The following is a 14,200-nucleotide window of genomic DNA, read 5'->3' on the forward strand; positions in this document are numbered from 1 at the left end:
CTCGTTTTTTCTAAATTCGTATTCTATCTGTTTTAGACTTGAGGAAAGTGGTAAAGGTATCCATTCCTAAAGCGATTCCTGCCATTAGTAAAGATAAAAGGGCTGCGTTTAAAAACGCATTGTTTCTTTCCGGGTCCTTTAAAAGTTGATTGCGGAGTTCCCTATATTCCGGAGTATATTCAGTTAGGTCTATTTTACCGTTGGAATCAAGGTCCATAGCCTCCATTTGAAGATTTATGTACTGCGCATTTATAGCTAAAATAAGCAATATCAATGCGTAAAGGGAACAAAACAGCAAACCACTTCTCCAAATGCATTTCCAATAAGGGTTTTGAATATTTCGGCCCCAAAACAGCAACGCGGCTATGCCCAAAATACTCAACAGAAAGCCAATAAACGAAGGTGTGTTCATAAATAGGACCGTCGGTTGTTATTTTGATAGGCTTTTAGATCCATCAATCACTTTTTGTTTAAGACCTTCTTTGTAAGCAATAATTCTGTCCAAAATTTCTTGGTTGCTACTTCCTAAAATTTGAGCGGCCAATATTCCGGCATTTTTGGCACCGTTAAGGGCTACAGTTGCCACAGGAACACCTCCGGGCATCTGTAATATGGAAAGTACGGAGTCCCAGCCATCTATTGAATTGCTGCTTTTTACAGGCACCCCAATCACCGGTAGGGGAGACATGGATGCAACCATTCCAGGAAGATGTGCCGCGCCACCGGCACCCGCTATAATCACGGAATAACCATTGGTGTGGGCGTTTTTACTAAAATCGAAAAGTTTTTCCGGGGTTCTATGAGCAGAGACAATGTCTACATTTACCTCAATCTTTAGTTCTTTTAAAATATCTATGGCGTCTTGCATTACAGGCAGGTCACTTGTGCTACCCATTACAACGGCTACTTTACTCATGTTTATTTGCTAATTACTTTGATGGTTTCCTTTACTTGTTGGGCAATTTGCCGGGCCTTTGAAATATCTTGGTTAACAATGGTAACGTGGCCCATTTTCCTAAATGGTCTGGTTTGTTTTTTCCCATAAATATGGGGTGTAACCCCTTCCATGGCCAATATCTCTTCTATATTTTGGTAATGTACATCTCCCGTATGTCCTTCTGCGCCTACCAAGTTGACCATAATACCCGCTACCTTACTTTTGGTTTCGCCCAAAGGAAGGTTCAGTATGGCCCGTATGTGCTGTTCAAATTGGTTGGTATAGCTGGCTTCAATACTGTAATGTCCGCTATTATGAGGTCTGGGAGCCACTTCGTTCACCAAAATTTCATCTGTCTGGGTTTGAAAAAGCTCTACGGCCAAAAGGCCTACGTGCTCAATCTTTTCAGAGACTTTTAGTGCCACTTCTTGAGCCCTTTCCGCTACATTTTCATCTATTCGTGCGGGGCAGATAACATACTCCACTTGATTGGCCTCTGGATGAAATTCCATTTCCACTACAGGGTACGTTTTAATTTCTCCGTTGGCACTTCTGCACACAATTACAGCCAATTCATTCTTAAAGTCGATCATCTCCTCGGCAATGCACTCACCGGGAGGCAATGCGTCCAAATCCTCCATTTTACGTACCACCTTAACGCCTTGGCCATCGTAACCAAATTGGGCGGCTTTCCATATAAAAGGGAATTGAAGCCCGCCATTTTCAATACTATCCTTGATTTCGCTTTTGTAGGCAAATCTGCTAAAATCTGCGGTAGGAATTTGGTTGTCTACATAAAAGAGCTTTTGCTTTGCCTTATTCTGAATTATTCGTAAAGCCTTGGTAGGAGGGTAGACTGTTTTGCCTTGATCTTCCAGTTTTTCCAAAGCATCAACGTTTACATTTTCAATCTCAATGGTGAGCACGTCTACATCCGTGGCAAAATCCAGAACGGTCTGGTAATCCATAAGGTCCCCCTGTACAAATTGGTTGCAGGCAATTTTAGAGGGAGCTTCACTGGAGGCATCCAAGACTTTGGTTCTTATATCAAATTTACGGGTCTCATAAAGCATCATTTTTCCTAATTGCCCACCACCTAGAATTCCTAGGTTAAAGTTGGATGAAAAATAATTTGGGTTCTCTTTTACTGGCATCTTTTCTTTTAATTGCCACAAAAATACGTGTAATTCCCAAAACCGTCGTCAGGGTGTTAAAAAAGAGAAATCAAAATGCTATATTTGGCAATTCTCAAAAGTTTTGGCGTTGATCAAACTACATGACAAGCATTTTAAACCGTTTTTGAGCGAGGCCCAGGTTCAGGCCGCGGTAAAGTCCGTTGCAGAAAAGGTAGCGGCAGATTACAAAAACGAGGTACCCTTATTCGTGGGGGTGCTTAACGGCGCTTTTATGTTCGTGTCGGATTTTCTAAAACACTACCCCTACGATTGTGAGGTTTCCTTTGTGAAACTGAGTTCCTACCGTGGTCTTACCTCTACCGGAATTGTGCAGACTTTATTGGATGTATCTGAAGATATTGAGGGTCGTAGCGTAGTTATTTTGGAAGATATCATAGACACCGGTAGAACATTAAAGGAATTGGTGCTGTTGTTTTCCAATGCAAACGTAAAGGACTTTAAAATTGCCAGTCTTTTTTATAAGTCCGATGTTTATAACGGAGAATACGCCATAGACTATTGGGGCATTGAAATACCGGATAAGTTCATTGTAGGTTACGGACTCGATTATATGGAGTTGGGAAGGAACCTCAAGGAAGTCTATCAATTAAACCAAAAGCATATGATCAATCTCGTTTTGTTCGGGAAACCGGGTGCAGGTAAAGGTACCCAAGCAGAATTTTTAAAGGAAAAGTACAACTTGAAGCATATTTCTACCGGGGATTTGTTCCGTTACAATATGAAAAACAATACAGAATTGGGTCAATTGGCCAAGTCTTATATAGACAATGGTGATTTGGTTCCCGATGAAGTTACTATTAAAATGTTGGAAGATGCCGTTGAAAAAAATGCCGATGCCAGTGGTTTTATTTTTGATGGATTCCCAAGAACTGCTGCACAGGCCGAAGCTTTGGATACCTTTTTAGAAGGAAGGGATATGAAGGTAAATGCTACTATTGCCCTGGAAGCAAACGATGAGGTCTTGATACAAAGACTTTTGGAAAGAGGTAAAGTAAGTGGTAGGAGCGATGATCAAGACGAGTCAAAAATCAGAAACCGTTTTGATGAATACAATCAAAAAACAGCTCCCCTAAAAGATTACTACGAAGCACAGGGCAAATTTCATAGTGTAAATGGTATTGGTGCTATAGATGAAATTACCCATCGACTTGGTAAGGTGATCGAGGAACTTTAAAGAGAACCCATGAAAAATCTGGATTGGCTTAAGACCGTTGTTTTGGCTGTCGCCATTGTAATTGCTGGATATTTTGTGGGCAATATGCATAGAGCCGGGAAAAAGTATGATCGCTATGTTCAGGTAAAGGGTCTTTCGGAGCGTGAAGTAAATGCAGATTTGGCGGTGTGGCCCATGACCATATCCTTAACGGGCAATGATTTGTCAACCCTAAGGCAAGACATTGAAGCCCAGAATAAGCAAGTGGTCCAATTTTTCAAGGAGCTGGGATTTAAAGAAGAGGAGCTTACCCGGGGCACCATCAACGTTACCGATGCCCGTGCCAATATCTACAACAACAATGCACAGTACAGTCAGTATCGTTATTTGGCCAATATTGAAATAACGGTAAGGACTACGGATATTCCACGTTTGCAAAAAGCTTTGGCAGAATCATCAGAATTAATTAGCGATGGGGTACTACTCGGTTCTAAAAACTCTTGGAGGCCCATTGAATACATGTTTACAAAGCTTAATGATTTAAAACCTGAAATGGTGGAAGAAGCTACTAAAAATGCCCGCGAGGTCGCTGAAAAGTTTGCACGGGACAGTAAGGCTAAAGTAGGGGAAATTCGGGTCGCCAGACAAGGGTTGTTTTCCATTAACGATCGTGACCAAAATACACCCCAAATAAAACTTGTACGGGTGGTTTCTACCATAGATTTTCAGCTAGAAGACTAACTACGAGTATTTTTTCTTCAAATTCCTACTGCTTTCAATTTAGATAATCCATGTAGGTGTCTGTAAATGCGTACTTTTGTAGCCATTTAAAAAATTAATTTTGAAAGCGTACGCATGACGGAAGGTAATTTTGTTGATTATGTGAAAATTCATGCCGAATCCGGTAATGGAGGTAAGGGGTCTGCCCATTTGCACAGGGAAAAATATGTGGCAAAAGGAGGTCCTGATGGGGGAGATGGAGGCCGTGGAGGTCATATTATTGTTCGTGGTAACCAAAACCTTTGGACCTTGGTAGGCTTTAAATTTAAAAAGCATTTCAAGGCAGGTCATGGGGAACATGGCGGAAAGCAACGAAGTACCGGTGCGGATGGGGAAGATGTATATTTAGAGGTGCCCTTGGGAACGGTTATCAAAAATACCGATACCCAAGAAACCATTTTTGAGATTACCGAACATAATCAAGAGAAAATGCTTCTTGAAGGAGGTATGGGAGGTAGGGGAAACTGGCATTTTAAGACCAGTACCAACCAAACCCCAAGATATGCCCAATCAGGTATACCTGGGCAAGAAATAGATGTTACATTGGAATTAAAGGTGCTGGCAGACGTTGGGCTGGTAGGTTTTCCCAACGCCGGAAAATCAACCCTACTTTCCGTAATCACCAGTGCCAAACCTAAAATTGCCGATTATGAGTTCACGACCCTAAAACCCAATTTGGGAATTGTGGAATATCGCGATTTTAGAAGCTTTGTGATGGCAGATATTCCAGGTATTATTGAAGGAGCTGCAGAAGGCAAAGGACTGGGCCACTACTTTTTAAGACATATAGAACGTAATGCCACCTTGTTGTTCTTAGTGCCAGCGGATAGTAAGGACATTGTAAAGGAGTATAAAATTCTTTTGGACGAACTTAGAAGGTATAATCCTGAGCTTTTGGATAAGGAACGTCTCATTGCCGTTTCAAAAAGTGATATGTTGGATGAGGAATTAATTTCTGAAATACAGGACGAATTGAATGAGGGACTTGATGGAGTTCCATATATGTTCATATCCTCAGTGGCACAAAAAGGAATTACGGAACTAAAAGACCGTTTATGGTCTATGCTAAATGACGAAAAGGTACTGAAATCATAAAACCTTAGGGATGAAAAGTATTTGTTTGGTTTTCGTGTTATTGCTTCTAACGGCATGTGGGTCCGTAAAAGTGTATCATGATTATGATACACAAACAGATTTTAGCAATTACGCTACGTACAATTTCTATCCAGAATTACAGACGGGTCTTAGTCCGTTAGATGAAAAAAGGCTTTTAGATGCCATTGATGCTGAATTACAGTTGAAAGGAATACGATTTTCTGAGGATGCGGATTTTTACGTAAACATTAAAACCAGATTTTTTAAAGCACCACAAAATACATCGGTAGGTGTTGGTCTGGGTGGAGGTGGCAGAAATGTTGGTGGTGGTGTTTCGGTAGGTATTCCTGTAGGGGAACCAAATCAGAAAAGGGAAATCAGATTTGATTTTGTGGATACTCAAAAGGACCTTCTAATTTGGAATGCCGTAACGGAAAGTTCATTTAAGGAAAACTACACTCCGGAAAAACGAGAATCGGTTTTACAGCACATCGTAACAAAGGCATTGGCCAAATACCCGCCTAAAAAGTAGGTCGTAGGGATAATCTTATGTTTTGTTAAGTCTTTGAAAACAAAGTAGGTAAGATTGTTTCTTGTGTTGACAACTTTCAGTTGTCTAAATTTTCCATTTCTACAATTTTAAGTAACCTTAGTAAGAAGGCTGGCATCTTATTGCCAGAATTAGCTATTAAAAACTTGAAGTAGGGCATCTTCCAGGCCACTTGTTACCAAACAGGACTCTTCAATTAAGTTAAGGAACAAAGAAATGCCAAGGCTTGCACTTTACTATGTAGAGAACCATAGGATTGAAATAGTGAAAACCCTATTGGGTAAGGAGCAAGTTTTATTGAATGGGATGAAAATTTCCGAGGCCAAATGGGAACACGCTACCAAGCATTACTTTAGCGTTAATAGAAACAAGTATCGTATTGGTAGAAGGGATAGTTCAAAAGCGGACAAAATGAATACCTATGAAATTCACAAAGATGGTGCTCCCGTGGCGCTTATCAATGTGGAACAGCAAAGCTCCTCCTTTATTATTGTTCTCATTATACTGGTTGGAGTAGGCTGTGGTTATTTATTTGGCGCTTTTGTATATCAGTTGTTTTTTTCAAATGCGATAGCTTAGAATTTAATTTAATTGGTTTTTCAGTTTACTACTAATTAATGTCCATTCCGGATTTAAGGGAATATGTTTTATAAAAAATGTCTCGGGTTCGGCCAAAAAATAACTTTCCTCAAAGTACTTTTTAAAGTAGGGCCCTTCTTCGTCTATGACGGTTTTGCCGGCAGACCATGTAGCATCACATAAATACCATTTATCCTCTAAGTTAACGGCATTCCACGAATGATTGGTAATGCCATTTTTAACTTTTTCCCTATCCGAAAAACCATCAATAATTTTACATTCTATTCCGGCCAAAAAGCTCATCTCTCTTATCAAGTAGGCGTATCCGGTACAAGTTGTAGCTTTCGTATTTCTCAGTGTTTTAAATGTGGTTTGGACATATTCCTTGTTCCATTCATCATAAGTTAGCGGGTAATTTTTTAGTTTTTTTCGTTTTTTTGAAACTTTTAAATAAGAATAATAATCGTTCTCTACGTTATCACAGACCCATCTGTAAATAGCCCGAAACCTTTCTTTTTCAGTATCAAGGTGTTCGGTTAACCTATAACATAGCATGGGTAGATTATCTAAGTTTTCACCTCTTAAAGAAATGGCAATACTGTCCGCTTTAGAATAGTCTATGGCAGAGTAGCTATTTTGAGAATTTACCAAATTATGCATCAGTAAAAAGAAAAGAAAGAATACTGTTGATGTTGTTTTTGGATGGTTCATTTTCTTTTTTTGAAGATTGATTTAAAAGTCTTGGTTTTATTTACATCTTTTCTAACATCTTCTACAATAATTTCACCCATCAAGATCACTTCGGAGAGTTCAAATTGTATGGATAGATTCTTTACAGCTTTTTGGGATGTGATTTTATGCTCTTTGGTCTCGTAGCCCAAATAACTAAATTGTAGAACATCTCCCTGCTTTAGTTTTTGCGGAAATTGAAACGTACCGTCAAAATCAGTTGATGTACCAATATTCGTTCCTTTCAGTACCACGGATACGCCTGGCAAAGGACGTTTTTCCTCGTCTAGAACAATCCCAGTAACCTCTATTAAATCCGAGAGATGATTTCTAAATTTAGAATCTTGCGTTTGTTCTAAATATGGTAGTTTTTTTATTGTTTTGGGAAGTAGCAAACTTTCCGCTTTAACGAATGAAATAGGTGAAATTAAAAAAAAGCTAAGGCTCAAAGCCATTAAATGACTACGACAATTTATTTTTTGATAATCTTCTTTGGCCCTATAGGATTGTTCTAATTGATATTTGGTCATTCTCCCACATATACCGCGAGTGTTGTCGTTAAGAAAAGAAGCAATCTTATCTGGGTTTATTTTGGTAAAATCAATCACCTCTTTGTTACATGCACTACAAAAACCTCCAAATTCTGTTTTTTTAAAATTTTTGTAATTCAATTTGCAAGGTTTTAAAATGGACACTTTTTTCTGGTTACTCATAACTTAGGATTTATTTTATTCTAAATTATGTCCATACTCACAATGTTCAAATCAATATTGAGTGAATGGTCGGTTTCAATTAGTGAACTAATGCACAATAACAGTTGATTTGTCCTTTGTCTATATGATTTTAGACTTATTTAACCATTGACCCTAACTCTCGTTCCCTCACTATGGCTGCTGAATTCCGGAGCATACATACTTTGTATGGTGGTAATGCCATTGCTAAATTCACCGGCATTGTTTACCCTTAAATCATACTCAAAAACAAATACACCTTTTGGCAACCGATCAAAAAAGAAATTGGTGCTGGCATCTTTGGTGCTCTCATAATAGCCCAACCCGTCCTGCCATTTGTAACTAGAAAGAACATTTACGGGTTCAAAACCTGCCGCCCGCATATCTTTCATATGAACGAATTCCATTTCTCTATCAGAACGCAACTCAATTCGCACCCGAAATAAATCACCCACCTTCAGGTTGGTACTATTGGTAATTTCCACTAGTTTTTCGCCCGTATCGGTGTTCGTTTTTAAGAATAGTTGCTTTTTAAGCTTTAGGGGTGTTTCCGCAGAGGTAATTTTATCCAAGTCTTCAAAGTATTGCCAGTACAGGGCGCCCCAAGAAATTCCATCACCCTTTTTTGTCATTTCCACTTGGGCCATTTCTGGTTGTATTTCGGAAGGTTCCCAAGAGGTTTTAAAATATCCGGTGCCTGCTTCGGTCTTTACGTTTTCTAACTGGCTAGGGTCTATCATTTTATTGCCAACAGTTACTTCTACCGCGTCGGTAACCGAAACCCAATCACTTCCGCTTAGCAATAGGGAGTAAATAGCTTCCGTTGTGGCCTTGGTAGTGGCCCATTGGTTGGTCTGCTTGTTTTTTAGGAGCCAAATCTTTAGCTCATCGACCGTTTGGGTATCCTGGGTAATTTCCTCAAAAGCCTCTATCAATAGCGATTGGGTTTCGATAGGGGCTTGGTACCAATACCAAGAGGCGGTATTGTTTTTCCAGTAACGGCCAAGTTCTTCATTAAAAACACTATTCTCTTTAAGAGACCGAAGAATCAATTGGGCGGTCTTGTTATCACCATGTCGGGAAAGGGCCAAAGCCAACATTCCCTTACTGTAAAGACTTTGTTTTGTCCAGTATTTTTCGGCCTGAGACCAATAATAGTCCATCGTCTTCTCCACCTTTACCGAAGTTTTATAATCATTGAAAAAACTTCTCATATACAGGTAGTGGACCTGACTTTGGCTTAAATGGTTCTTATCAAGGTCAGTCGAATGTTTTTTCATTCGTTCGTATTCCGCTACAAATTCATCGTCTAGATACTGCAGGGCTCTTTGAATACTTGATTCAAGATTTGATTGCTCATAGGCTACTTGCAATTTTTTAAGATGGCCCAAGCCGGTAACAATGTGTTGGGTAATGGTACGGTTATCAGGGCCATTTTGAAACCAAGCCCATGCGCCGGAAGCCTTTTGGTTTTGAATCAATTTGGCCAAAGTAGTGGTCTGTTGCGCTTTTAGATTGTTGAGTTCGAAAAGAAGTGCGATTCTTTTTTTCTGTTCGCTTTCTGATTGGGCGTCACGCAACAAAGGGGTTTCTTGAATCAAAAGTGATTTAAGCTCTTCATTTTTCTCCAGATTGCTTTTGAGGGCACCGGTTCCTTTCCATTGCTCAAAAACATTTTTAATTCTAGGGTTCGAGTTGATGATGTGGCTGGCCAATGAATTGGCATAAAACCTAGAAAAAATCTGTTCGTTGCATTCATATGGATATTCCATGAGGTAGGGCAGGGCCTGCACGGCATACCAAGCCGGGTTGGAAGTCACCTCTAAAGTTAGTTTATGATGTTCGAGAGAGCTCGAGGAGTTTTCCTTTAATTTGGTCAACTCAAATTTCTTCGTCTCGTTACCTTTTACCCACATAGGCAAGGTTTCCGTGACCAGCATTCGGTTGGTAAGAACAGGCAGTAAATTTTGCTCTCCATCCAAATAATCTCCGGCCTTTGCCACGATTTTGTATTGTACGGCTTGTAAGCCTTCTGGTATTTGTAGTCGCCAGGATGCTTGGGTGTTTCCACTGGAATCTACCTTGAAATTTCTCTCTGTTGTTCCGGCTAAAAGCTGCGGAGTTAGGTCCTTACCATTAACGGCATCCGTCAGTTCTATATAGACGCTACCTGAAAGGGATTGATTGGTAAGATTGGCAATTTTAGTGCTAATTTGAATTTCATCTCCTTCCCGAAGAAAACGAGGAGCATTAGGAATGACCATCAACTCTTTTTGGGTAAGAGTTTCCATGGAGGTAACCGTGCTGTTCAAGTTCTTGGTATGTGCCAATAATTGAAGTTTGCAACGGGTGAGTGCTTCGGGGCTTGTAAAGCTGAAGCTGACATTACCTTCTTTATCGGTTTGCAAATGCGGATAGAAAAAAGCAGTTTCCTGCAGGTTGGTTCTGACGTTTATCTCGCTAGTGTTACCTTCTTTTCCTTCAGAAGATTCATTTGTGTTTTCAACTTTGGATTTCTGTTCTTCCTTTTCATAACCAACCTGAACTAATTCATCCAGTGAGCCCTCGGCCATGTCAGCTTCTGCTTCTATGGCAACCATAGCTACGGGAGCAGACTTTGAAACCATTCCCCTCATTCGCATATTATAACCTCCGCTGAAGTAAAGGCCGAAAAAATTTAAGCCATCGAAGCCTTGTGATTTGTAATGGTACAGGTCATTATCCAAATACGTTCTAAAAGAACTATTGCCAAAACTTGTATGGGCGTTGGCGTAGGATTGGGAATAGTAAATGGGTCTGTAAAACGGGCTGAAACTCCACGAATGTGGTCTGAAAGCATCCAGCGAAGCATCGTACATACTGGCCAATAGTTCCGAACTTATTTGGTCTCCATTAGGTCCTTTTATTTTAAAAGACCAAGTCTCTTCGCTTCCTGGAGCAATTTTATCCCTGAAGGTCAGTGTTTCTATTTCTAAATCCGTTTTTGGATAAGGAACCGAAATCAGTAAAGAGCCAGATTCGAAAGAATTATAGGCCGCATACGTGTAATTAATGGCAAATCCGCCTAAATCGGCTTCATCAATTTTCACTTTGAAGGTCTTGCTATTTCCGTTCAGCGTAATGATACGTTCATCAACTTTTTTACCGTCTTTTTCGACAAATACAGAAACGCTCAAATCATCGGCATTACTCGAGAGAGTGATTTCTGCGGTATCACCTATTTCGTAATTTTCTTGGTCAGTACTTATATCAAAAAGTTGATTATCGGCAACAACTTTATCTTTTTCGCTATGTAGGGTTGTGAATGCTTTATCATTTACTTCGTTGCCAAATTTATCTTTGGTTTCAAGCTGTAATACATACTTTCCAGAGGTCCATTTTTGAATGCCTTCCAATTGAATCTTGGTGGTTTTTTCAGTATCAAAATTCAGTTCTTTAACCATTTTACCCATTGGCCAGTTTCTGAAATCTTGTTCATCTTTATAGGCATCGTGAGGAAAAAGCTCTTTAAAATCTTCTTTGTTCCAATTTTGATAGTCAGGTGCTGGCCAAGGTCTTTGCCTTAAAACGTAGTTGGGCGCAGACAATTTGTAAATCTTTATAATCCCTTTCACGGGCACGAACTCCCCATTTAGATTGGTAGTACTGATGGTTAAATTGGTTGTTTTTGGGTCTTTTTGGAGGTTCTCAGCAACCTGAATTTGTGCGTTTAGGGAGTGATAGCCTACTTTTACGGTCTGCGAGGTACTCTGTGTCTCTCCATTAATGTCCGTTACATCGGCTGTGATTTCATATTCAAAAGTTGGTAGGGAGGACTTAGGAACGGAAGCATCGGGTAAGGCTTTAAAGGTAATGTGATAATTCCCGTTGGCATCCGTAAGGGTCTCACCATGGGTAATCTCTTGTTCGGAACCTCTAAAAATAGGGCGTGACCAGTAGTACCACCTAGGTAATTGAACGGTACGTTTAACTTTATAAGTGACTTTGGCCTGGGTGATATTGCTTCCGGCATAGGACTGTGCCTTTCCGGTAACGGTCACGCTGTCATTTACTTGATAGGTTTCTTTAACAGGATTGAAATTGGTTTCAAATTTTGGTCTTTTATATTCCTCCACTGAAAAAGTGGTATATCCATCAAGGTCTAAATTTTCCCCGTCCGCCTCAAGACTGAAGCTGCCGGTCAAGACAGAGGTAGGAATGATAAATTCTCCTGAAAATGAACCAAATTCGTTGGTCTTTAGTTTTTGGGAGCCAATAGTCTGACCGTTGACATCAATCAATTCTACTGTGACCACAGTATTGGGCAATATTTTAGAACTTTCTTTAGTGTTGGTCGTTGCGATGCCCTTAAAGTAAAGAGGTTGCCCAGGTCTATAGATGCTTCGGTCTGTAAAAAGAAAACAACTATTCTCCTTTGGGCTATTATCATTTATATATTTCTCACTTACGTAATAATCTCCAAACACCGCTTTTTCTCCCTGGCTATCTACTTCAATTTTTATACTGCTCCAATTTTCATTGGCCAGAGAAATAGTTACTAGACCTAACTCATTGGTTACCTCGGTTACCTGTTTTCTAGGCTTATTATAATTTTTGAGATAACTAATTTTTACTTCGGCCCCTTTTACTGGTTGCCCATTGTTTCGGTCAATTAATTGGTAAGTGGTTTCCGTATTGTTTTTGGTTTCAACTATGGCTAAATCGGTTACTTGCAATTCGCTATACGCAAACGTCTCATTTTGTTTGGATTCCGGCCTGGCCAACAATAGGTATTTTCCGCTGGACAATGGGGGTATTTTAACCTCTAGGCCGTGCTGTTGAAAGTCCCCTTCATTCTTTAAATCAGCAGACCAACTCATAATAGACTTCAAATTTTGAATAAAGGCCAATCTCTTTTCCTGAGGATGGATTTTATTAAGCTGCTCTAGCTCTTGAGTCGAAACGGCGTGGGCAGACAATTCTATACCGTCCACATTTTTGTAATTCACCAACAGGCGAGCAGTTTTGTTGATGGGCAAGATTTTTTCAGTAGTCAACTGCAAACTTTTAGCCTCTATCTGTGATTGCAGCGCTTTGCATTTTTCAGCTCCATAGCTATCCGGAAATGTAGCCAATACTTGCTGACAGATTTCGATGGCTTCTTTCTGTTTCCACTGGGCATCCGGATTGGTTTCTGGATTATAGGCATTACCTTGGTTATGGAGCTGCTGGGCCATTTCATAACGGTACAAGGCCGAAACTTCATGGTGTTGAAGGCTCTCGGCAGTATTTTTCAATACCTCTAGATAACTTTCCTGCTTATTTTCAAATACGGCGTTCTGAAAGATAAATTTTAAGCGTTCAATATCCGCATGGGCCAAAGCCGAAGGCTCAGGATCTTGAAAATGGAATTGTACTAAACCTTGAAAGGTCTGCAATGCCTTCAACTGAAGTGATGTGGAATCTTTGGATGAAATGGGCCTTTGAGCAAAATCATAGGCCTCGCAAAGCAAATTCTCATTAGTAATTTCAAATTTATAGGAAGGCTGATTGATACTGTTTTCGCTGGTTTTATAAAAATCAAGGGCATTGTAAGCCAATAAATCATATAACGTAGGCCGGTATTTTTCTGAATTTTCCTGTTTATGTATAATAGCATCAAAATCCTTTAAACTGGCGTTTTGAAGTATTTTGCTCTCTTTGAGACTTTCTTCAAAATGGTAGGTGATTTCAGTGAAAAGAGTGGTTACATCCCAAGTTCTAAAATCTTCAGGGGTTACTTTTGAAGTGGTTTCCGTTCTGTTATAGATCCTATATCTATTTTGCTGAACATACTGCCAATACAAATTGGCCAAATAGTTATGGAGAATATTCTTGGTGGGGGAAGTCGCTTTAGCTATTTCTTCCTTAAAATCTTTAATGATTTTCAGTTGCGCCTCTTCCTTCAAAACCAGCACATACTTTGAAGCATAGAGCAATGCTTTAACAGTTTGTGGGCTGTTGTTTTCCTTTTGCGCTTTTGCCTGAATACCCTGAACCACTTTATAGGCAGATTGGGTAAGTTGTTCCATTTCAAGCTTGTCTACCTGCTTCCAAAGTTGCTCGTATGATTCGCCTTTTTGTGCCTGGGACATTTGTGAAAAGAAAATAAGGGTCAAGATTATATTGAAATATTTCATATATCTAAAATTACGGGATAAAACTGCTCAAAATCGATGCCAATCGAAATTTTAAATGAGCAAACAAGGGAGATAAATGAGGGAAAACGGACTTTCAATTAGTGCAATACATGGTAAAGCTCTAGATTAAATGAGTCAAGAAAAATCGGATTAAGAAACTTACGAACTTCAAAGAGGGGCTAGTTTTGTTGAAAATTCTAACCCCCGATAATCATGGATAATTTTTTAGGTTCATGGGCGACTTCGCTCAAATCATCATTGATTTTACTATTTTTTCTCGTTTCCTTGCTGA

General features: G+C 39.6%; 11 protein-coding genes. 5 read left to right on the forward strand and 6 right to left on the reverse strand.

The genetic code is table 11. From position 1 onward, the window contains the following. Positions 1-10: 10 nt before the first annotated feature. From BIZ36_RS14605 to BIZ36_RS14615, 3 genes are read right to left on the reverse strand one after another with little or no spacing between them, the layout of a single operon-like run. Positions 11-412, reverse strand: a complete 402-nt coding sequence (locus BIZ36_RS14605) for a hypothetical protein (protein WP_187458629.1) — start codon at positions 410-412, stop codon at positions 11-13. A gap of 18 nt (positions 413-430) precedes the next feature. Beyond that, positions 431-916, reverse strand: coding sequence for a 5-(carboxyamino)imidazole ribonucleotide mutase (purE, locus tag BIZ36_RS14610; RefSeq protein WP_187458630.1), 486 nt, complete (start codon positions 914-916; stop codon positions 431-433). 2 nt (positions 917-918) lie between these two features. Next, positions 919-2,091, reverse strand: coding sequence for a 5-(carboxyamino)imidazole ribonucleotide synthase (locus BIZ36_RS14615; RefSeq protein WP_187458631.1), 1,173 nt, complete (start codon positions 2,089-2,091; stop codon positions 919-921). 109 nt (positions 2,092-2,200) lie between these two features. Here BIZ36_RS14615 and BIZ36_RS21320 point away from each other — a divergent pair, with 109 nt between their 5' ends. From BIZ36_RS21320 to BIZ36_RS14640, 5 genes are all read left to right on the forward strand, one after another. After that, complete coding sequence (locus BIZ36_RS21320) at positions 2,201-3,307, forward strand: adenylate kinase (RefSeq protein ID WP_187458632.1); 1,107 nt, start codon at positions 2,201-2,203, stop codon at positions 3,305-3,307. Positions 3,308-3,316: 9 nt separating this feature from the next. Continuing rightward, on the forward strand, positions 3,317-4,027 hold the full coding sequence (locus BIZ36_RS14625; RefSeq protein ID WP_187458633.1) for an SIMPL domain-containing protein: 711 nt from the start codon (positions 3,317-3,319) through the stop codon (positions 4,025-4,027). A 114-nt stretch (positions 4,028-4,141) separates the two neighbouring features. After that, positions 4,142-5,161 carry a GTPase ObgE gene (gene obgE / locus BIZ36_RS14630; protein ID WP_187458634.1) on the forward strand — a complete coding sequence of 340 codons (1,020 nt, stop codon included), beginning with the start codon at positions 4,142-4,144 and terminating at the stop codon, positions 5,159-5,161. A 10-nt stretch (positions 5,162-5,171) separates the two neighbouring features. After that, entirely contained in the window at positions 5,172-5,693 is a 522-nt protein-coding gene (locus BIZ36_RS14635; protein ID WP_187458635.1) for a DUF4136 domain-containing protein, read from the forward strand. Between the two features lie 234 nt (positions 5,694-5,927). Then, on the forward strand, positions 5,928-6,290 hold the full coding sequence (locus BIZ36_RS14640) for a hypothetical protein (RefSeq protein ID WP_187458636.1): 363 nt from the start codon (positions 5,928-5,930) through the stop codon (positions 6,288-6,290). A 3-nt stretch (positions 6,291-6,293) separates the two neighbouring features. On the opposite strand, the gene BIZ36_RS14645 is transcribed toward BIZ36_RS14640, so the two are convergent. From BIZ36_RS14645 to BIZ36_RS14655, 3 genes are all read right to left on the reverse strand, one after another. Then, complete coding sequence (locus tag BIZ36_RS14645; protein ID WP_187458637.1) at positions 6,294-7,001, reverse strand: transglutaminase domain-containing protein; 708 nt, start codon at positions 6,999-7,001, stop codon at positions 6,294-6,296. Continuing rightward, positions 6,998-7,732 carry a carboxypeptidase-like regulatory domain-containing protein gene (locus BIZ36_RS14650; RefSeq protein ID WP_187458638.1) on the reverse strand — a complete coding sequence of 245 codons (735 nt, stop codon included), beginning with the start codon at positions 7,730-7,732 and terminating at the stop codon, positions 6,998-7,000. The genes BIZ36_RS14645 and BIZ36_RS14650 overlap by 4 nt, the downstream gene beginning before the upstream one ends. A 140-nt stretch (positions 7,733-7,872) precedes the next feature. After that, complete coding sequence (locus BIZ36_RS14655) at positions 7,873-13,908, reverse strand: alpha-2-macroglobulin family protein (protein WP_187458639.1); 6,036 nt, start codon at positions 13,906-13,908, stop codon at positions 7,873-7,875. Positions 13,909-14,200: the final 292 nt, after the last annotated feature.

Origin of the sequence: Cytophaga sp. FL35, assembly GCF_014349235.1 — a bacterium.
Taxonomy (GTDB): Bacteria; Bacteroidota; Bacteroidia; order Flavobacteriales; family Flavobacteriaceae; genus Euzebyella.

Coding starts and splice junctions, on each gene's coding strand:
- BIZ36_RS14650 (WP_187458638.1), bottom strand. CDS start 7,732: ATGAGTAACCAGAAAAAAGTGTCCATTTTAAAACCTTGCAAATTGAAT.
- BIZ36_RS14625 (WP_187458633.1), top strand. CDS start 3,317: ATGAAAAATCTGGATTGGCTTAAGACCGTTGTTTTGGCTGTCGCCATT.
- purE (WP_187458630.1), bottom strand. CDS start 916: ATGAGTAAAGTAGCCGTTGTAATGGGTAGCACAAGTGACCTGCCTGTA.
- BIZ36_RS14605 (WP_187458629.1), bottom strand. CDS start 412: ATGAACACACCTTCGTTTATTGGCTTTCTGTTGAGTATTTTGGGCATA.
- obgE (WP_187458634.1), top strand. CDS start 4,142: ATGACGGAAGGTAATTTTGTTGATTATGTGAAAATTCATGCCGAATCC.
- BIZ36_RS14655 (WP_187458639.1), bottom strand. CDS start 13,908: ATGAAATATTTCAATATAATCTTGACCCTTATTTTCTTTTCACAAATG.
- BIZ36_RS14635 (WP_187458635.1), top strand. CDS start 5,172: ATGAAAAGTATTTGTTTGGTTTTCGTGTTATTGCTTCTAACGGCATGT.
- BIZ36_RS14645 (WP_187458637.1), bottom strand. CDS start 7,001: ATGAACCATCCAAAAACAACATCAACAGTATTCTTTCTTTTCTTTTTA.
- BIZ36_RS14640 (WP_187458636.1), top strand. CDS start 5,928: ATGCCAAGGCTTGCACTTTACTATGTAGAGAACCATAGGATTGAAATA.
- BIZ36_RS14615 (WP_187458631.1), bottom strand. CDS start 2,091: ATGCCAGTAAAAGAGAACCCAAATTATTTTTCATCCAACTTTAACCTA.